This is a genomic window from Streptococcus sp. 116-D4 (assembly GCF_009731465.1).
In the GTDB taxonomy this organism is placed as follows: Bacteria; Bacillota; Bacilli; order Lactobacillales; family Streptococcaceae; genus Streptococcus; species Streptococcus pseudopneumoniae_E.
Genome location: NZ_AP021887.1, coordinates 1,720,186 through 1,740,325, shown reverse-complemented (window position 1 = coordinate 1,740,325; position 20,140 = coordinate 1,720,186). Strand labels below are relative to the sequence as shown.

General features: G+C 42.7%; 13 protein-coding genes. 12 read left to right on the top strand and 1 reads right to left on the bottom strand.

Annotated features, from left to right (window positions below; translation table 11 throughout):
* Window positions 1-143 precede the first annotated feature (143 nt).
* From leuS to UKS_RS08565, 12 genes are all read left to right on the top strand, one after another.
* Window positions 144-2,645 carry a leucine--tRNA ligase gene (gene leuS / locus UKS_RS08620; RefSeq protein WP_156012756.1) on the top strand — a complete coding sequence of 834 codons (2,502 nt, stop codon included), beginning with the start codon at window positions 144-146 and terminating at the stop codon, window positions 2,643-2,645.
* A 110-nt stretch (window positions 2,646-2,755) separates the two neighbouring features.
* Window positions 2,756-3,448 carry a GNAT family N-acetyltransferase gene (locus UKS_RS08615; protein WP_156012754.1) on the top strand — a complete coding sequence of 231 codons (693 nt, stop codon included), beginning with the start codon at window positions 2,756-2,758 and terminating at the stop codon, window positions 3,446-3,448.
* Between the two features lie 11 nt (window positions 3,449-3,459).
* Window positions 3,460-3,876 carry a GNAT family N-acetyltransferase gene (locus UKS_RS08610; RefSeq protein WP_156012752.1) on the top strand — a complete coding sequence of 139 codons (417 nt, stop codon included), beginning with the start codon at window positions 3,460-3,462 and terminating at the stop codon, window positions 3,874-3,876.
* A gap of 708 nt (window positions 3,877-4,584) precedes the next feature.
* On the top strand, window positions 4,585-5,583 hold the full coding sequence (gene ruvB, locus UKS_RS08605; RefSeq protein ID WP_117304378.1) for a Holliday junction branch migration DNA helicase RuvB: 999 nt from the start codon (window positions 4,585-4,587) through the stop codon (window positions 5,581-5,583).
* The gene (locus UKS_RS08600; protein ID WP_156012750.1) at window positions 5,564-6,136 is read left to right on the top strand and encodes a nucleotidyltransferase family protein; all 573 of its coding nucleotides are present in this window, start codon (window positions 5,564-5,566) and stop codon (window positions 6,134-6,136) included. Before ruvB ends, UKS_RS08600 begins: the two co-directional genes overlap by 20 nt.
* 248 nt (window positions 6,137-6,384) lie before the next feature.
* On the top strand, window positions 6,385-7,143 hold the full coding sequence (locus UKS_RS08595; protein ID WP_156012748.1) for an isoprenyl transferase: 759 nt from the start codon (window positions 6,385-6,387) through the stop codon (window positions 7,141-7,143).
* An 8-nt stretch (window positions 7,144-7,151) separates the two neighbouring features.
* Window positions 7,152-7,955 carry a phosphatidate cytidylyltransferase gene (locus UKS_RS08590; protein ID WP_156012745.1) on the top strand — a complete coding sequence of 268 codons (804 nt, stop codon included), beginning with the start codon at window positions 7,152-7,154 and terminating at the stop codon, window positions 7,953-7,955.
* A gap of 15 nt (window positions 7,956-7,970) precedes the next feature.
* Complete coding sequence (rseP, locus tag UKS_RS08585; RefSeq protein ID WP_156012743.1) at window positions 7,971-9,230, top strand: RIP metalloprotease RseP; 1,260 nt, start codon at window positions 7,971-7,973, stop codon at window positions 9,228-9,230.
* 12 nt (window positions 9,231-9,242) lie between these two features.
* A complete protein-coding gene (locus UKS_RS08580) occupies window positions 9,243-11,096 on the top strand; it encodes a proline--tRNA ligase (RefSeq protein ID WP_156012741.1) in 1,854 nt (617 codons plus the stop codon).
* A 98-nt stretch (window positions 11,097-11,194) separates the two neighbouring features.
* A complete protein-coding gene (gene bglA / locus UKS_RS08575; RefSeq protein ID WP_156012740.1) occupies window positions 11,195-12,574 on the top strand; it encodes a 6-phospho-beta-glucosidase in 1,380 nt (459 codons plus the stop codon).
* Window positions 12,575-12,766: 192 nt separating this feature from the next.
* Entirely contained in the window at window positions 12,767-14,575 is a 1,809-nt protein-coding gene (gene glmS, locus UKS_RS08570) for a glutamine--fructose-6-phosphate transaminase (isomerizing) (RefSeq protein WP_156012738.1), read from the top strand.
* A gap of 223 nt (window positions 14,576-14,798) precedes the next feature.
* Window positions 14,799-15,851, top strand: a complete 1,053-nt coding sequence (locus UKS_RS08565; protein ID WP_156013084.1) for an LLM class flavin-dependent oxidoreductase — start codon at window positions 14,799-14,801, stop codon at window positions 15,849-15,851.
* 96 nt (window positions 15,852-15,947) lie between these two features.
* On the opposite strand, the gene UKS_RS08560 is transcribed toward UKS_RS08565, so the two are convergent.
* Window positions 15,948-19,856: a pullulanase gene (locus UKS_RS08560; RefSeq protein ID WP_156012736.1), complete on the bottom strand. Its 3,909-nt coding sequence runs from the start codon at window positions 19,854-19,856 to the stop codon at window positions 15,948-15,950.
* Between the last annotated feature and the right edge of the window lie 284 nt (window positions 19,857-20,140).

Here is a 20,140-nt window from a genome sequence, read left to right as displayed (position 1 = left end):
TACCTCCTTAGAAGGGTTTTCTGTTATAAGTATAGCAGTTTAAAAATTCTAGAGCAAGGTAAAGTAGAAAAGTATAGAATAGAACGAGACCAAATTCCTCCAAAAATGGTATAATAGTAACATCACAAAATTGGAGAGAGACCATGAGTTTTTACAATCATAAAGAAATTGAGCCTAAGTGGCAGGGCTATTGGGCAGAACATCATACATTTAAGACAGGAACAGATGCATCAAAACCTAAGTTTTATGCTCTCGATATGTTCCCTTATCCATCTGGAGCGGGTCTGCACGTAGGACACCCGGAAGGTTACACAGCAACGGATATCCTCAGTCGTTACAAACGTGCCCAAGGCTACAATGTCCTTCACCCAATGGGTTGGGATGCTTTTGGTTTGCCTGCAGAGCAATATGCTATGGATACTGGTAATGACCCAGCAGAATTTACAGCGGAAAATATTGCCAACTTCAAACGTCAAATCAATGCACTTGGATTTTCTTATGACTGGGATCGTGAAGTCAATACAACAGATCCAAACTACTACAAGTGGACGCAATGGATTTTCACTAAGCTTTACGAAAAAGGCTTGGCCTATGAAGCTGAAGTGCCAGTAAACTGGGTAGAAGAATTGGGAACAGCTATTGCTAATGAAGAGGTTCTTCCTGACGGAACATCGGAGCGTGGAGGCTATCCAGTTGTCCGCAAACCAATGCGCCAATGGATGCTCAAAATCACGGCCTACGCAGAGCGCTTGCTCAATGACTTGGATGACCTTGACTGGCCAGAGTCTATCAAGGACATGCAACGCAACTGGATTGGTAAATCAACTGGTGCTAATGTAACTTTTAAAGTTAAGGGAACAGACAAGGAGTTCACAGTCTTTACCACTCGTCCTGATACTCTTTTCGGTGCAACTTTCACTGTTTTGGCTCCTGAGCATGAACTAGTAGATGCCATCACAAGCACAGAGCAAGCAGAGGCTGTAGCAGACTACAAACACCAAGCTAGCCTTAAGTCTGACTTGGCTCGTACAGACCTTGCCAAGGAAAAAACTGGTGTTTGGACTGGTGCTTATGCCATCAACCCTGTCAATGGTAAAGAAATTCCAATCTGGATTGCCGACTATGTTCTTGCTAGTTACGGAACAGGTGCTGTTATGGCTGTGCCTGCCCACGATCAACGTGACTGGGAATTTGCCAAACAATTTGACCTTCCAATCGTCGAAGTACTTGAAGGTGGAAACATTGAAGAAGCTGCCTACACAGAAGATGGCCTTCACGTTAATTCAGACTTCCTAGATGGATTGAACAAAGAAGATGCTATTGCCAAGATTGTGGCTTGGTTGGAAGAAAAAGGCTGTGGTCAAGAAAAAGTGACCTACCGTCTCCGTGACTGGCTCTTTAGCCGTCAACGTTACTGGGGTGAACCAATCCCAATCATTCATTGGGAAGATGGGACTTCAACAGCAGTTCCAGAAAGTGAATTGCCACTTGTCTTGCCAGTCACCAAGGACATCCGCCCTTCAGGTACTGGGGAAAGTCCATTGGCTAACTTGACCGACTGGCTGGAAGTGACTCGTGAAGATGGTGTCAAAGGTCGTCGTGAAACCAACACTATGCCACAATGGGCAGGTTCAAGCTGGTACTACCTTCGCTATATCGACCCACACAACACAGAGAAATTGGCTGATGAGGACCTCCTCAAGCAATGGTTGCCAGTCGATATCTACGTGGGTGGTGCAGAACACGCTGTTCTTCACTTACTCTACGCTCGTTTCTGGCATAAATTCCTCTATGATATCGGTGTTGTACCGACTAAAGAACCATTCCAAAAACTCTTTAACCAAGGAATGATCTTAGGAACAAGCTACCGTGACCACCGTGGTGCTCTTGTAGCGACTGACAAGGTTGAAAAACGTGACGGTTCCTTCTTCCATGTGGAAACAGGGGAAGAATTGGAGCAAGCACCAGCCAAGATGTCTAAATCCCTCAAGAACGTGGTCAACCCAGACGATGTGGTGGAACAATACGGTGCTGATACTCTTCGTGTCTATGAAATGTTCATGGGACCACTTGACGCTTCGATCGCTTGGTCAGAAGAAGGTCTGGAAGGAAGCCGTAAGTTCCTTGACCGTGTGTACCGTTTGATCACAAGTAAAGAAATCGTTGCGGAAAACAATGGCGCTCTCGACAAGGTTTATAACGAAACCGTTAAATCTGTCACAGAGCAAATCGAGTCCATGAAATTCAACACAGCCATTGCCCAACTCATGGTCTTTGTCAACGCAGCGAACAAGGAAGACAAACTCTATGTGGATTACGCCAAAGGCTTTATCCAATTGATTGCTCCATTTGCCCCTCACTTGGCAGAAGAACTCTGGCAAACAGTGGCAGCAACAGGCGAGTCTATCTCTTATGTAGCTTGGCCAACATGGGACGAAAGCAAATTGGTTGAAGATGAAATCGAAATCGTTGTTCAAATCAAAGGAAAAGTCCGTGCTAAGCTCATGGTCGCAAAAGACTTATCACGCGAAGAATTGCAAGAAATGGCTCTAGCTGACGAAAAAGTCAAGGCAGAGATTGACGGCAAAGAAATTGTGAAAGTAATTAGTGTACCTAATAAGCTTGTAAATATCGTAACGAAATAAATTTAAAAGTCCTTCAGAGTAGAATCTGGAGGATTTTTTGTAGATTACCTGTGAGATGTGATATACTATTCACATCTTTAAACTTATAAGTGGGAGACAAGGAGAAAGTTATGCCAGTAAATGAATACGGTCAGATGATTGGTGAACCTGTAGATGATACACCTGGAGTTTTGCCTTCACTTATACGGATAGAAGGGCGATATACGATTATAGAAGCTCTATCGGTGGAAAAGCATGCAGAGGATTTATTAGCTGTCTATGGCCCAGATAGTCCTCGTGAGATGTGGACCTACCTTTTTCAGGCGCAAGTAGCAGATATGAAGGAGCTGGTTACTCTCTTAAATCAGATGTTGGCTCGTAAGGACCGTTTTTATTATGCGATTATAGACAAGGCGACTGGTAAGGCCTTGGGGACTTTTTCTCTCATGCGCATTGACCAGAATAACCGAGTGATAGAAGTGGGAGCTGTTACTTTTTCTCCAGAACTCAGGGGGACACGGATAGGGACAGAAGCCCAATATTTACTGGCTCGCTATGTCTTTGAAGAGCTTAACTATCGTCGCTATGAATGGAAATGCGATGCTCTTAACCTGCCATCAAGACGAGCAGCGGAACGTTTGGGCTTTATTTATGAAGGAACCTTCCGTCAGGCAGTGATTTATAAGGGGCGTACGAGGGATACGGATTGGTTGTCTATGATTGATAAGGACTGGCTCCAAGTCAAATCTCGTTTGGAAACATGGTTGGCTCCTGAAAACTTTGATAAAGATGGACGGCAGTATAAGAGCTTGAGAGAGCTCTAAGAGGTGTTGAGATGATTACTATTAAAAAGCAAGAAATTGTCAAGCTAGAGGATGTTTTGCATCTCTATCAGGCTGTCGGTTGGACAAATTATACCCATCAACCAGAGATGCTGGAGCAGGCCTTATCTCATTCATTAGCGATTTATCTGGCACTTGATGGCGATGCTGCGGTGGGCTTGATTCGTTTGGTTGGAGATGGATTCTCATCAGTATTGGTTCAGGATTTAATTGTTTTACCAATCTATCAGCGTCAAGGGATTGGTAGTGACTTGATGAAAGAGGCTTTAGAAGATTATAAAGATGCCTATCAAGTCCAGCTGGTGACAGTTCAGACAGAAAGAACCTTGGGATTCTATCGTTCTATGGGTTTTGAAACTTTATCCACCTATGATTGTACAGGAATGATTTGGATAAACAGAGAAAAATAATAAAACTTGTTTGTTCTTAAGCAAAGTTTAAGGATGGTCTAGTATCATATAGTCATTAAATAAAGACCTCCTAACTTTATTTAATGAAATCCTAAAACTTTTTTTCATCATAATCTCCTAATGAAGCCACCCAATCAGGTGGCTTTTTTGCGTGGTGAGGTGCTGGTGATAGAAATTTTTTGCCAAATAGTAAAATTTGAGAAAAGTTAAGCTATTTTTAAGCTTTGTCTTGTATTATATAGTTATTAAATAAAGACCTCCTAACTTTATTTAATAAAATCCTAAACTTTTCTTTTTCATAATAATCTCCCTTAACTCCACCCAATCAGGTGGAGTTTTTTGCTTTATAACAGGCTTTTTGGGATTTTCATAAACATGGTTTTCCGATACTTTTCGGTGATTTTTGGGTTTTAGTCGGGGAATTGGCGGGGACTTTTTTAGCGAATATGACTAAGAAATAGGTTTGTTGATACTTTAGCTACCTCAAACTCACTTTGAATGTAAGTGACTGTTAATTGAAGGACTGGCACTACTGTAATCATGATTTTATTTGTCCAGTAGTGGCGTACTAAATGAGGAGTGACATGTAAGATTGTCTCTTCGATTGATTATACCGTAGAATATTATAACCACATAAATGTTCAACTCGAGAGTCACCCAAACAGGTGGCTTTTTGTTTGTGGCTTGGTTTTTTGATATAATAGAGCCATGAGTAGAATTTTAGATAATGAGATAATGGGGGACGAGGAGCTAGTAGAACGCACACTCCGTCCTCAGTACTTACGTGAATATATTGGACAGGATAAGGTCAAGGACCAGCTCCAAATCTTTATCGAGGCTGCCAAAATGCGAGATGAAGCGCTGGATCATGTCCTCTTATTTGGACCTCCAGGCTTGGGAAAAACGACCATGGCTTTTGTTATTGCCAACGAACTAGGTGTAAATCTAAAGCAGACGTCTGGGCCTGTTATTGAAAAAGCTGGTGATTTGGTAGCGATTTTGAATGACTTAGAGCCTGGGGATGTCCTTTTTATTGATGAGATTCATCGTTTGCCCATGTCAGTGGAAGAGGTGCTTTATAGTGCCATGGAGGACTTCTACATTGATATCATGATTGGGGTTGGTGAAGGCAGTCGCAGTGTTCATTTGGAGTTGCCACCTTTTACCTTGATTGGTGCAACGACTCGGGCTGGTATGCTTTCAAATCCGCTGCGGGCACGTTTTGGGATTACAGGTCATATGGAGTATTACGCCCATGCTGACTTGACGGAAATTGTCGAGCGGACGGCAGATATTTTTGAGATGGAAATCACCCATGAGGCAGCATCTGAGTTGGCTCTACGTAGTCGTGGAACTCCTCGTATCGCCAATCGTCTCCTCAAGCGCGTGCGCGACTTTGCTCAGATTATGGGCGATGGCCTGATTGATGATGTGATTACGGACAAGGCCTTGACTATGCTGGATGTTGACCATGAAGGTTTGGACTATGTGGACCAGAAAATCCTTCGGACCATGATTGAGATGTACGGTGGTGGTCCTGTTGGTTTAGGAACTCTTTCTGTGAATATCGCAGAAGAGCGTGAGACAGTTGAAGATATGTATGAGCCTTACTTGATTCAAAAAGGTTTTATTATGCGGACGCGGTCTGGACGAGTGGCGACTGCTAAGGCATATGAGCATTTAGGTTATGAATATAGTGAAAAATGAGCAAGAAATTCTAGAGGCTTTTAGAAAAAATCCAGATATGATGGCTATTCTGACTATCATCCGAGATTTTGGCTTAAAAGACTCCTGGTTGGCAGCAGGCTCTGTCAGAAATTTCATCTGGAATCTCTTGTCAGACAGACCAGCATTTGATCTTGAAACAGATGTAGATGTGATTTTCTTTGATCCAGATATTTCTTATGCGGAAACCTTGTCTCTAGAGAAAAAGTTGAGAGAGGGCTTTCCTCAGTACCAGTGGAAATTGAAAAATCAGGTCTATATGCACCAGCATAGTCCTCACACTTCTCCCTATACCAGTTCTCGTGATGCCATGAGTAAGTATCCAGAACGTTGTACGGCTGTTGGACTACGCTTGAATGAAGAATTAGATTTTGAACTCTATGCACCTTATGGTTTGGAGGATATTTTGAACTTTCAGGTTTCTCCAACTCCCCATTTCTTAGAAAATGAAGACCGAATGAAGCTCTATCAAAAGCGTTTATCTAAGAAAAATTGGCAAGAAAAATGGAAAAATCTTACATTTAAAATAACTTAAGGAAACTTTAAGTTAGGAGTTGTATACTTATCCCAGTTGTATACTTATCCCATAAGTTAAGAAGATCTTAACTTTAAATCCTAAAACTTTTTCATAATAATCTCCCTATAAAAAATAGAGTCGCCCAATCAGGCGACTTATTTTTTTGAAAAATGGGCTTGGTGCCTGAGAATAAATAGCTTAGTGATAGAAGAAAATAGGGAAATATGGTATAATGAAATGATAGATTTTTGAATAGGAATAAGATCATGTTTGGATTTTTTAAGAAAGATACGGCTGTGGAAGTAGAGGTTCCGACACAGGTTCCTGCTCATATCGGCATCATCATGGATGGAAATGGCCGTTGGGCTAAAAAACGTATGCAACCGCGAGTCCTTGGACACAAGGCAGGGATGGAAGCATTGCAAACTGTGACCAAGGCGGCCAATAAATTGGGCGTCAAGGTGATTACGGTCTATGCTTTTTCTACGGAAAATTGGACCCGTCCAGATCAGGAAGTCAAGTTTATCATGAACTTGCCAGTAGAGTTTTATGATAATTATGTCCCGGAACTGCATGCGAATAATATTAAAATTCAAATGATAGGGGAGACAGACCGCCTGCCTAAGCAGACTTTTGAAGCTTTAACCAAAGCTGAGGAATTGACTAAGAATAACACAGGTTTGATTCTTAATTTTGCCCTTAACTATGGTGGACGTGCTGAGATTACACAGGCTCTTAAGTTGATTTCCCAGGATGTGTTAGATGCCAAAATCAATCCAGGTGACATCACAGAGGAATTGATTGATAACTATCTCTTTACCCAGCATTTGCCTAAGGAGTTACGAGACCCGGACTTGATTATCCGTACTAGTGGAGAATTGCGTTTGAGCAATTTCCTTCCATGGCAGGGCGCCTATAGTGAGCTCTATTTTACGGATACCTTGTGGCCTGATTTTGACGAGGTGGCCTTGCAGGAAGCCATTCTTGCCTACAATCGTCGTCATCGCCGCTTTGGAGGAGTTTAGGAGGAAATATGACACAGGATTTACAGAAAAGAACCTTATTTGCAGGGATTGCCCTGGCTATTTTCCTACCAATTTTAATGATTGGGGGACTCTTGCTTCAGATAGTAATTGGAATCATAGCCATGTTAGCCATGCATGAACTTTTGAAGATGAGGGGTCTAGAGACCATGACGATGGAGGGCCTCTTGACCCTCTTTGCAACCTTTGCCTTAACCATTCCCTTGGAGAATTATCTGACTTTTTTGCCAGTTGATGGGAATGTGGTTGCCTATAGTGTTTTAATTTCAATCATGTTAGGAACGACTGTTTTTAGCAAGTCTTATACGATTGAGGACGCTGTTTTCCCTCTTGCTATGAGTTTCTATGTAGGCTTTGGATTTAATGCTTTACTAGATGCTCGCGTTGCAGGTTTAGATAAGGCTCTCTTGGCCTTGTGTATCGTTTGGGCAACCGATAGTGGTGCCTATCTTGTTGGAATGAACTATGGGAAACGAAAATTAGCTCCGACAGTTTCTCCAAATAAAACCATTGAGGGTGCTTTAGGTGGTATTTTAGGTGCTATTTTAGTAACTATCATCTTTGTGTTGTTTGACAGTACAGTTGCTCTTCCGTATGGAATTTACAAGATGTCTGTCTTTGCTATTTTCTTTAGCATTGCTGGACAATTTGGTGACTTACTAGAAAGTTCGATCAAGCGTCACTTTGGTATCAAGGATTCTGGGAAATTTATCCCTGGACATGGTGGTGTTTTGGATCGATTTGATAGTATGTTGCTTGTATTTCCAATTATGCACTTATTTGGACTCTTTTAGAGAAAGGAAGATAGAATGCTCGGAATTTTAACCTTTATTCTGGTTTTTGGGATTATTGTAGTGGTGCACGAGTTCGGTCACTTCTACTTTGCTAAGAAATCAGGAATTCTAGTGCGTGAATTTGCCATTGGTATGGGACCAAAAATCTTTGCTCATATTGGCAAGGATGGGACAGCCTATACCATTCGGATCTTGCCTCTGGGTGGCTATGTTCGCATGGCCGGTTGGGGTGATGATACAACTGAAATCAAGACTGGAACTCCTGTCAGTTTGACCCTTACTGATGATGGTAAGGTAAAACGGATCAATCTCTCAGGCAAAAAATTGGATCAAACGGCTCTCCCGATGCAGGTGACCCAGTTTGATTTTGAAGACAAGCTTTTCATCAGGGGCTTGGTTCTGGAAGAAGAAAAAACATTTGCAGTGGATCATGATGCAACGGTTGTGGAAGCAGATGGAACTGAGGTTCGGATTGCTCCCTTGGATGTTCAATATCAAAATGCAACTATCTGGGGGAAACTCATTACTAACTTTGCAGGTCCTATGAACAACTTTATCTTAGGTGTTGTTGTTTTCTGGATTTTAATCTTTATGCAGGGTGGTGTCAGAGATGTTGATACCAACCAGTTCCATGTTATGCCTCAAGGTGCCTTGGCCAAGGTGGGAGTACCAGAAACGGCTCAGATTACCAAGATTGGCTCACATGAGATTAGCAACTGGGAAAGTTTGACTCAGGCTGTGGAAGCAGAAACCAAAGATCAGACGGCCCCGACCTTGGATGTGACTATTTCTGAAAATGGTAGTGACAAACAAGTCACTGTTACTCCGGAAGAAAGTCAAGGCCGTTATCTCCTAGGTGTTCAACCGGGGATTAAGTCAGATTTTGTATCCATGTTTGTAGGTGGTTTTACAACTGCTGCTGACTCGGCCCTCCGAATTCTCTCAGCACTGAAAAATCTGATTTTCCAACCGGATTTGAACAAGCTGGGTGGACCTGTTGCTATCTTTAAGGCAAGTAGTGATGCTGCAAAAAATGGAATTGAGAATGTCTTGTACTTCTTGGCTCTGATTTCCATCAATATTGGGATTTTTAATCTGATTCCGATTCCAGCTCTGGATGGTGGTAAGATTGTGCTCAATATCCTAGAAGCTATCCGCCGCAAACCATTAAAACAAGAAATTGAAACCTATGTCACCTTGGCCGGAGTGGTCATCATGGTTATCTTGATGATTGCTGTGACCTGGAATGACATCATGCGACTCTTTTTTAGATAATTGAGGAATATTATGAAACAAAGTAAAATACCTATCCCAACGCTTCGCGAAATGCCAAGCGATGCTCAAGTTATCAGTCATGCTCTTATGTTACGAGCTGGTTATGTTCGTCAAGTCTCAGCAGGTGTTTATTCCTACCTACCACTTGCCAACCGTGTGATTGAAAAAGCCAAAAATATCATGCGCCAAGAATTCGACAATATTGGTGCCGTTGAGATGTTGGCTCCAGCCCTTCTCAGTGCTGACCTTTGGCGTGAATCTGGCCGTTATGAAACCTACGGGGAAGACTTGTATAAATTGAAAAACCGTGAGAAGTCAGACTTCATCTTGGGGCCAACTCACGAAGAAACTTTTACAGCGATTGTCCGTGATTCTGTTAAATCTTACAAGCAATTGCCACTCAATCTCTATCAAATCCAGCCTAAGTATCGTGATGAAAAACGCCCACGTAATGGACTTCTTCGTACACGTGAGTTTATCATGAAGGATGCTTACAGCTTCCACGCTAACTATGATAGCTTGGACAGTGTTTATGATGAGTACAAGGCAGCTTACGAGCGTGTTTTCACTCGTAGTGGCTTAGATTTCAAGGCTATTATTGGTGACGGTGGAGCTATGGGTGGTAAGGATAGCCAAGAATTTATGGCCATCACACCTGCCCGTACAGACCTTGACCGCTGGGTTGTCTTGGACAAGTCAGTTGCCTCATTTGACGAAATTCCTGATCAAGTGCAAGAAGAAATCAAGGGAGAATTGCTAAAATGGATGGTCTCTGGTGAAGATACCATTGCTTACTCAAGTGAGTCTAGCTATGCTGCTAACTTGGAAATGGCGACAAACGAGTACAAACCAAGCAACCGTGTTGTGACTGAAGACCAAGTAGCTCGTGTGGAAACACCAGGTGTCAAATCGATTGATGAAGTTGCTGCTTTCTTGAATGTCTCTGAAGAGCAAACAATCAAGACCTTGGTTTATATCGCAGACGAGGAGCCAGTTGTAGCTTTACTGGTTGGCAACGACCAACTCAATGAAGTCAAGTTGAAAAACTACCTTGGTGCAGACTTCTTAGAACCTGCAACCGAGGCGGAAGTGAAAGAATTGTTGGGAGCGGACTTTGGTTCACTTGGACCAGTTGGTTTGCCTGAAAATGTGAAAATCATCGCTGACCGCAAGGTGCAAGATAGCCGCAATGCTGTTGTCGGTGCTAACGAAGATGGCTACCACTTGACTGGTGTGAACCCAGGCCGTGATTTTACTGCAGAATATGTAGATATCCGTGAAGTTCGTGAGGGTGAAATTTCTCCAGACGGACAAGGTGTCCTTAACTTTGCGCGTGGTATCGAAATTGGTCACATCTTCAAACTTGGCACTCGCTATTCAGCGAGCATGGGAGCAGATGTTTTGGATGAAAATGGCCGTGCTGTGCCAATTATTATGGGATGCTATGGTATCGGTGTCAGCCGTCTCCTTTCAGCAGTGATGGAACAACATGCTCGCCTCTTTGTTAATAAAACGCCAAAAGGTGAATACCGTTACACTTGGGGAATCAATTTCCCTAAAGAATTGGCCCCATTTGATGTGCACTTGATTACTGTCAATGTCAAGGATGATGAAGCGCAAGCCTTGACAGAAAAGCTTGAAGCAAGCTTGATGGGAGCTGGTTACGAAGTCTTGACAGATGACCGTAATGAACGTGTCGGGGTCAAATTCAGCGATAGCGACTTGATTGGATTGCCAATCCGTATCACTGTTGGGAAGAAAGCGGCCGATGGCATCGTAGAAGTTAAGATTAAAGCGACTGGTGATACCATCGTAGTTCAAGCAGATAACTTGCTTGAAACGCTTGAAATACTCAGCGAGAAATAAAAACTATAATCAGAAGAAGAACAAGGAAAAAATGTAACTAGTTTTTACCTTGTTTTTTCTGTATAATGGGAAAAATGAGTAGATAAAGAGGTAAAAGTATGCTAAGATTTCCAAAGGATTTTGTCTGGGGATCCTCTACTTCTGGACCACAGACTGAAGGACGTGTAGCTGGTGATGGTAAAGGAGATAATCTCTGGGATTATTGGTACCAAGTGGAGCCAAATCGTTACTATAATGGAATTGGTCCAGATAAGACATCGACCTTTTATGAAAATTGGGAACAGGATATCGAGCTTTTGTTAGAGACTGGTCATACGGCCTTTCGGACTTCTATTCAGTGGTCACGGATTTTTCCACAAGGCTGTGGAAAAGTCAATGCTCAAGGTGTGGATTTCTATCGTAAGGTTTTTGAGGCTATTAAGGCTAAGGGGATTCGTCTTTTAGTCAATCTCTACCACTTTGATTTGCCTTTTGCTCTTCAAGAGGATGGTGATGGTTGGGAAAATAAGGCGACTGTCTCAGCCTTTGAAGACTATGCTCGTTTTTGTTTTGAGACTTATGGAGATTTAGTGGATCAATGGATTACCTTTAACGAGCCAATCGTTCCGGTAGAATTTGGCTATTTTTACGATGCCCATTATCCACATAAGGTGGACGCGGAGGCAGCAGTTAAAGTAGCCTATCATACACAATTGGCTAGCAGTCGGGCGGTCAAGGCCTGCCATGAACTCTTGCCTGATTCCAAGATTGGTATTGTCCTCAACTTGACGCCGGCTTATCCACGTAGTCAGCATCCTGCTGATGTCAAGGCTGCTCGTATTGCGGACCTTTTTCAAGCCCAATCTTTCTTAGATCCGTCTGTTTTGGGGACTTATCCACAGGAGTTGGTAGAAATCTTGCATGAACACGGGATCTTACCTGATGCTACGGAGGAGGAGTTGGAACTCATTCGTGACAATACGGTAGACTTTCTTGGTGTCAACTACTATCAACCTTTGCGTGTTATGGCGCCTCGATTTGCTAAGCATCCAGAGAGTCCACTCTTACCAGAACATTTTTATGAGCCTTATGTGATGCCTGGACGTAAAATCAATCCTCACCGTGGCTGGGAAATTTATGAGCAAGGGATTTATGACATTGCCCAAAATATCAAGAAAAATTATGGCAATATTGAGTGGATGTTGACAGAGAATGGTATGGGTGTTGAAGGAGAGGAAAAATTCCGTGAGAATGGAATGATTCAAGATGATTACCGTATTGACTTTGTAAAAGGCCATCTTCGTGAACTGCACCGTGCCATTGAAGATGGAGCCAATTGTAAGGGCTACTTGATTTGGACCTTTATCGATTGTTGGTCATGGCTCAATAGTTATAAAAATCGCTATGGTTTGGTTGAATTAGACTTGGAAACGCAAGAACGTCGTCTGAAAAAATCAGGGCACTGGTTCAAGGGTTTAAGCGATAATAATGGATTTTAAAAAAGGACTCTGACTGATTATCCTAATTGGTCAGAGTTTTTTGCTTACAGGAGCGTGATTTGAACTATACCAATTTTTACTCTTGACAAGTGAAAGAAACAAGTATATACTGTTTTTGCTAATTCTATAAAAGAGGAATTAGACTATACCAATTTTAAGGAGAAAGCACAGCTTGCCTGTGTCGTATATACTATGTGTGGAATTGTTGGTGTTGTTGGAAACACAAATGCAACTGATATTTTGATTCAAGGGCTTGAAAAGCTCGAATACCGTGGTTATGATTCTGCGGGAATTTTTGTCCTAGGTGGTGCTGAAAATCATCTAGTCAAGGCTGTCGGTCGTATTGCAGAATTGTCTGCTAAGACAGCTGGTGTTGAGGGAACAACTGGTATCGGACATACTCGCTGGGCAACTCACGGAAAACCAACGGAAGACAATGCTCACCCACACCGCTCTGAGACAGAACGTTTTGTCTTGGTGCACAACGGGGTGATTGAAAACTACCTTGAAATCAAGGAAGAATACCTTGCAGGTCACCACTTTAAGGGGCAAACAGATACTGAAATCGCCGTTCACTTGATTGGAAAATTTGCGGAAGAAGAAGGTCTCTCTGTTCTTGAAGCCTTCAAAAAAGCCCTTCATATCATCCGTGGTTCTTATGCCTTTGCCTTGGTTGACTCACAAAATCCTGAAGTCATCTACGTGGCTAAAAATAAATCACCACTTTTGATTGGTCTTGGGGAAGGCTATAACATGGTCTGCTCAGATGCTATGGCTATGATTCGTGAAACCAACCAATACATGGAAATTCATGACCAAGAGTTGGTAATTGTGAAAGCTGATAGCGTTGAAGTTCAAGACTATGATGGCAACAGTCGTGAGCGTGCTAGTTACACTGCTGAACTTGACTTGTCAGATATCGGTAAGGGAACTTATCCTTACTACATGCTCAAGGAAATCGATGAGCAACCAACAGTTATGCGTAAACTCATCCAAGCCTACACAGATGAGGCTGGTCAAGTAGTCGTTGATCCTGCTATCATCCGGGCTGTTCAAGACGCAGACCGTATCTACATCCTTGCAGCTGGAACATCTTACCATGCAGGGTTTGCTTCTAAAAAAATGTTGGAAGAATTGACAGATACACCAGTAGAACTTGGAATCTCATCTGAGTGGGGCTACGGTATGCCACTTCTCAGCAAGAAACCACTCTTCATCTTTATCAGTCAGTCTGGTGAAACAGCGGATAGCCGTCAGGTTTTGGTTAAGGCTAATGAAATGGGAATTCCAAGCTTAACCGTGACAAACGTCCCAGGCTCAACTCTTTCTCGTGAAGCTAACCATACCATGCTTCTTCACGCAGGTCCTGAAATTGCCGTGGCATCAACTAAAGCCTATACAGCACAAATCGCAGCCCTTGCCTTCCTTGCAAAAGCAGTTGGAGAAACAAATGGCAATGCCAAAGCGCAATCCTTTGACCTGGTTCATGAATTGTCAATCGTAGCTCAGTCTATCGAATCAACCCTTTCAGAGAAAGAATTGATTGATAACAAGGTGCGTGATCTTCTTGAAACAACTCGCAACGCCTTTTACATCGGACGTGGTCAGGATTACTATGTAGCCATGGAAGCAAGTCTCAAGCTCAAAGAGATTTCTTACATCCAGTGTGAAGGTTTTGCGGCTGGAGAGCTCAAGCACGGAACCATTGCCTTGATTGAAGAGGGAACGCCTGTCTTGGCCCTCTTGTCAGATCCAGTCCTTGCCAACCACACTCGTGGAAATATCCAAGAGGTCGCAGCCCGTGGAGCCAAGGTCCTCACTATCGCAGAAGAAAATGTTGCCAAAGAGACAGACGATATCGTCCTTACGACTGTACACCCTTACCTTTCACCAATTTCAATGGTCGTACCAACGCAATTGGTCGCTTACTTTGCAACCCTCCACCGTGGCCTCGATGTGGACAAACCGCGTAACCTTGCTAAATCAGTAACGGTAGAATAAGCTAAAAAGTCTAGTCATCTAGGCTTTTTCTTGTGAGCAAATTGGTTGCTTGTACTCAAGATTCGTGTTATACTCTTCGAAAATCAAATTCAAACCATGTCAGCTTCACCTTGCCGTACTTAAGTACAGCCTGCGGCTAGCTTCCTAGTTTGCTCTTTGATTTTCATTGAGTGTTAGAATAATTTTTCAAAATGAAGGACAGAAATAGACAGGGAGAATGATTGTGGTAGAATTGGGAATTTCAACATTTGGGGAAACAACGGAGCTTGAAGGGACTGGGCAAACTTACAGTCATGCCGAACGCATTCGTCAGTTGGTGGCAGAGATTGAGCTGGCTGATAAGGTTGGTTTGAATGTGTATGGGATTGGCGAGCACCATCGAGCGGATTTTGCAGTATCAGCTCCAGAGATTGTCCTGGCAGCTGGGGCAGTCAATACCAAAAAAATCCGTTTGACCAGCGCAGTCAGCATTCTCTCAAGTATGGACCCCATTCGGTTGTTCCAACAATATGCCACTATTGATGCTTTGTCAAATGGACGTGCGGAGATTATGGCTGGAAGGGGTTCTTTCACGGAATCTTTTCCCTTGTTTGGATATGATTTGAAAGACTACGAAGCCCTTTTTGATGAGAAATTAGACTTGCTCCAGTTAGTCAATGAAAAGACCAAGCTAGACTGGCAAGGTCGATTGACCCAAGCAATCTCTGGCAAAGAAGTTTATCCACGTCCAGTTCAGGACAAATTACCCTTGTGGATAGCGACAGGTGGTCATGTCGAATCAACAGTGAAGATTGCTCAAGCAGGCTTACCGATTGTCTATGCCATTATTGGTGGTAACCCTCGTTATTTTAAAAAGTTGATTCAGGCTTATCGTGAGATTGGGAGTGAAGCGGGCCATGCCAGTCATGAACTAAAGGTTGGAGCCCATTCTTGGGGTTGGATTGCTGAGGATGGCGAACAGGCGGTGAAAGATTATTTCCATCCGACCAAGCAAGTGGTGGATGCTATTTCCAAAGACCGTCCGCACTGGCAGGAATTACGTTATGAGCAATATTTGGAACAGGTAGGGCCAAATGGTGCTATGTTTGTGGGCAATCCAGATCAGGTAGCCGAAAAATTGATTCGCATGATAGAGGATTTAGGATTGGACCGCTTCATGCTCCATCTACCGCTTGGCTCCATGCCTCATGACCAAGTCCTAAGAGCTATTGAACTTTTTGGAACGCAAGTTGCACCCCAAGTACGGGCATACTTCGCCATGAAAGAGGCTTCATAAAAAATCCTAATCAGGCTTATTAGAACGACAAATATTGTACAAAAATCAATCCCCCGAGCGTTAAGGCTTGGGGGATTGTTCTATAGGAGGGCTAGTTTAGTTCTCTTTTTTATTTTTTAGCAAGAAGCCGAGACCTAGAAGGGCAAGAAGACTAATTCCTGCAAACAGGAGTTTGTGATCGTTTTTGGTTCCTGTATTTGGAAGTTCAGCTTGTTTAGCTAGGGGTGCAGGTGTATTTTCTTTGCTAGAGTTTTCTACCGATTCGTTTTGAACCGCTTCTTTTACAGATGATGGTTGTGCTTCTTGTACTGGTTGTGAAACTTGTGTAGTTTGTGAATCAGTTGGAGCTTGGCTAGGTTTATTTTCCACATCAGCTACTTTTGCATCTGGTTTTGCAGAATCAGGTTTAGTTTGTGGAGCTGGAGTTTGCTGTTCCGGTTTGACGATTCGGTTTGGAGTATTGTCTTGGCCGTTATTTTGACCGTGTTCTTGTTTTAAGCTAGAAAGGTCAAATTCTGGTTTTTCTTCCACAGCTGGGGCAACAATGGCACCGCCTTGAGCGATTCGAAGAACAGTAGCTGTAAGGGCGTTTAATTTCAAGCCTTTTTCAGTCCATTCAAGACCTTTCGGGTTGGCAATTCCGACTGGCCCTGCTTGGTTTTCATCTGCCAAAACTTCAGCATTTCTGAGGTGGGCAAAGGCAGTTCCCAAATTAAATTCACGAGCTTTTTCGTCCGCATTGACAAAGACTGCGTAGATATCACCGTTTGGAGCGGTGATTTGGTAGCCAATCACTACATCCTCTTTTTCTACACCATTTTGACCTGGGACAGTGATGAGATGGACACGGTCTTTGATATCTTGGAGACTCTTAAGTCGGAAGGCATCTGTAGATTGACGAAGGGCAATCAGACCTTTCATGTAGTCACGGCTCTTGACATTTTCAGGATAGGCTTTTCCATCCGTAGCCTTTCTCCAGTCAAACTTGTTGACAGCATCGCTAGAGTCATAAGAGTCGTGGATGAAGTAAGGATAGACAAATGGATTGCCGTCTTTATCACGCAACAAGTGAGACTTGTTTGGTACCTTATCTTCAGGAACGGGAGTCTTATAGGCTGGATCAAGGAATTGTTTGGTACGTCCATATTCCTGACCGGAGTGGATAAACGAAGTTCCTTGAGCTGTCAAGATCATGAGGTTTCCAAGTCGTAAGCGACGATGGATTTCAGCATAGTTCTCAGCCTTGCTTGGATCTTTTTTGATAGATTGAGCGATAATGTCAAAGAGGGTCAAGTTATCATGGGCTGCGATGTATTGGATGACATCTCCAGGGCTGTCAGCTTCAAAGTTGGTTGGTTGAGCAATGAGATTTTTGAAGATGGTGTTGATATCACGCTTGCCGCCTGTGATAAAGGCAGGTTGACCTTCGTTTGGATAACCAGACTTGAGGTTGTTACGGATGTCGTCTGAGAAGACTGCGACAGTATCGGTATGTTTCATCCAATCTTGGTCAGCAGCTTTAGTAGGCATATTTTCATCACCGGTATAAGTTCTCCAACCTTCACCCAGCATGATGAGATTAGGATTGAGGGCGCGTGCAGCTTTGTAGGCTTCTTCAATAGAAGCGGCATCATGGTCTCCCATCATATCGAAGCGGAATCCATCCACTTTGTAGGTATCAACTAGATATTTGATAGAGTCAACTAGGAGCCGTTTGGTCATATGGTGGGTTGTCCCTAAGCGTCCACCACCAAAACTAGTGCGAGGTGTACCATCAGCATCCATAAAGTGGTAGTAGTTTGGTTCTAAATCTTCAAAGATATCGACTTTAGCTGTATGGTTATATACTACATCCAGGATAGCTCCCATACCACGTTTGTGGATTTCGTTGATGAGGTTTTTGAATTCTGCGATTCGTTTTTCTGGATTCTTAGGATCACTTGAATACATACCAGTCAATGAGAAGTAGTTTTGAGGGTCATATCCCCAGTTGTAGTTGCTGTTGCTTGAAGCATAGTCAGACAAGCGTTCATGGTTCTTCAATTCATTGACAAAGTAGTAAGACAAGACTGGAAGGAGCTGGATGTGGGTCACACCTAAGTCTTTGAGATAGTCTAGTTTTTCAATGAAGGCTTCAAAAGTCCCAAATGGCTTAGTCAAATCTTTTGCGATGGCAGGATCTGAAGTGAAGTCACGCACATGAGCTTCATAGATGACAGCATCTTCGCGCGATTTGAAGTTGCGAATCTTACCATAAGTCAAGTCTTGAGGTCCTAGTTTAGCTGGATCTACAAAGGCAGCTTTAGCCACTTTATGCGCATCGTCAATCTTGGCATCGTCACTATTCCAAGCAGCGAGAGACTTAGCGTAAGGATCGAGTGCAAGAACAGTTTTACCTTGACGTTCGATTTGGTATTGATAATAGTAGCCAGTGAAATCGGTGATGCCTAGTTTGTTTGTGCTATCTAGAGTTTGTTTCCAAGTTCCTCTTTCCCCTTTTTCAAGAGCGACAGTTCCAACCACTTTTTCAGGGTCATTCTTGTCGTAAACGACGACAGAAACCTTATCAGCACTTGGTGACCAAAGGGTTAAATCAACTTGTTTTCCTTCTTCTTTTAGGTCAGCTCCAAGTTTGCCATCATAACTGTAAGTCTCATCTTTCAGACGCCAGCTTGTTTTGGTAGTGAATTGGTCAGAGTTGTAGCTAACGGTATAAGGATGTTTTGTGTCAGAGAAATCTCCACTGTAGGTCACTTTCTTGCCAGCTTCATCGATTGCAACATCGGTGATAGCTACTTTATTTCCTAGGTGATTAGTGATGTTGGAGTGCTTGAGGATATCCTCTTTTTTAGCACCGACAAGTGTTGAAAAACTACTTTCAATGCTAGAAGTGCCTACGTGTTGGGCTCCAGTCATACGGATATCATGGACATAGTAGGGGTTGGTGTAGATGGTTTCGTCATCATCTTTTAGGAAGATTTGGCTATGATTTTTTAAATCTGTGAACTTATAATCTTCTTTACGGATTTTCACATCGTCTCCTTGTTTGCTTTTGTCTAGTAATAAAAATCCAAGGTCTTTAGCTGCATCTTTGAGTGGAATATCGATATAGCGACCATATTTGCCTGTGGCAGTAAAGTCTGTTCCATTAGGCCATTCACCACTACTTGGCTCCTTCACATCTCCCCAGTACCAGAGAGACTTCTTGTCATAGTTGCCATCTGTGCGGTAGTAGTTGACACGAATAGTTCCTGCAGGTTGTGGCTCGTAAGAGAAAACCTTGTAATCTTGGTCTAACCAAGCCTCGTTCATTTTTGGAACTAGTTTTTCGACCGATTTATCGCCGGTTAGATTTTTTCCAGCTGTATTATTGATGAGGAAGCTAATTTTCTTGGCTTGTTCTCCCTTTAATTTGACATCTAGGTAGTAGCCATAGTCATCTTTTTTGGCATCCTTGAAGGACAAGGCTCCGTTAGGCCAGTTTTCAGATGGTTTTTCAACATCGTCCCAAGTCCATAGCCCTTGAGTTTCCTTGTTTTCTTCAGGAAGTTTTTTGACATGGATACGGAAGTGGTTGTCTTCGATTGGCTCTTCTGCTTTAGTTTCAGTCGTTACTGGACTCGTAGCAGTAGTTGTCTCACTTGAACGATCTTGTCCAGTTTGTAGTGCTGAATCGGCTGGGCTTGCAGCAGGAGTGGTTGTCTCTGTTGCAGGTTTTTCTTCTTCTTTTTTCTCTAGGGAAACGTTTGCATTTTCAGACGAAGAAATATCATTTTCGTTCTTGGTAGAGTGAACTGCTGGATCTGTAAGAGGTTGAACAAGGGCAGTAGTAGTTTCATTACTAGTTCCCTTATCGCTTGTAGTATTTTCGTTGGCTGAGACAGTTGGTGTAGCCATGGCAAGCAGGACAAGACTTGCTCCAATAAGGACAGAACCAGTTCCATTTTTGAGGGAACGGATGCTGTAAACCATTTTTTTCTCAGTGTGAGATGGTGTTTTTTTCATAATCAATCATTCTCCTATAAATGAATTTCTTTATCAGTATAGCATGTAGCAAAACAATATGCAAGCGTTTTCTTGAAATTGAAATAAAAGAAAAATCGCAACAGATTTTGCTACGATTTAGTCAGTTTTTTTATAGGAAAAGATTTTTAAAAAAATTAGTCAATCCCCTTGAAAAGTCTAGCCAAATAGGGTATAATATGAGTAATCATTTGTCGTAGGTTTTGTCTGAAATATTGTCCAGACAAGGCTCACAGCAGTTAAATCTCCTGAAAAAGTAGGATTTA

Coding starts and splice junctions, on each gene's coding strand:
- leuS (WP_156012756.1), top strand. CDS start 144: ATGAGTTTTTACAATCATAAAGAAATTGAGCCTAAGTGGCAGGGCTAT.
- UKS_RS08615 (WP_156012754.1), top strand. CDS start 2,756: ATGCCAGTAAATGAATACGGTCAGATGATTGGTGAACCTGTAGATGAT.
- UKS_RS08610 (WP_156012752.1), top strand. CDS start 3,460: ATGATTACTATTAAAAAGCAAGAAATTGTCAAGCTAGAGGATGTTTTG.
- ruvB (WP_117304378.1), top strand. CDS start 4,585: ATGAGTAGAATTTTAGATAATGAGATAATGGGGGACGAGGAGCTAGTA.
- UKS_RS08600 (WP_156012750.1), top strand. CDS start 5,564: ATGAATATAGTGAAAAATGAGCAAGAAATTCTAGAGGCTTTTAGAAAA.
- UKS_RS08595 (WP_156012748.1), top strand. CDS start 6,385: ATGTTTGGATTTTTTAAGAAAGATACGGCTGTGGAAGTAGAGGTTCCG.
- UKS_RS08590 (WP_156012745.1), top strand. CDS start 7,152: ATGACACAGGATTTACAGAAAAGAACCTTATTTGCAGGGATTGCCCTG.
- rseP (WP_156012743.1), top strand. CDS start 7,971: ATGCTCGGAATTTTAACCTTTATTCTGGTTTTTGGGATTATTGTAGTG.
- UKS_RS08580 (WP_156012741.1), top strand. CDS start 9,243: ATGAAACAAAGTAAAATACCTATCCCAACGCTTCGCGAAATGCCAAGC.
- bglA (WP_156012740.1), top strand. CDS start 11,195: ATGCTAAGATTTCCAAAGGATTTTGTCTGGGGATCCTCTACTTCTGGA.
- glmS (WP_156012738.1), top strand. CDS start 12,767: ATGTGTGGAATTGTTGGTGTTGTTGGAAACACAAATGCAACTGATATT.
- UKS_RS08560 (WP_156012736.1), bottom strand. CDS start 19,856: ATGAAAAAAACACCATCTCACACTGAGAAAAAAATGGTTTACAGCATC.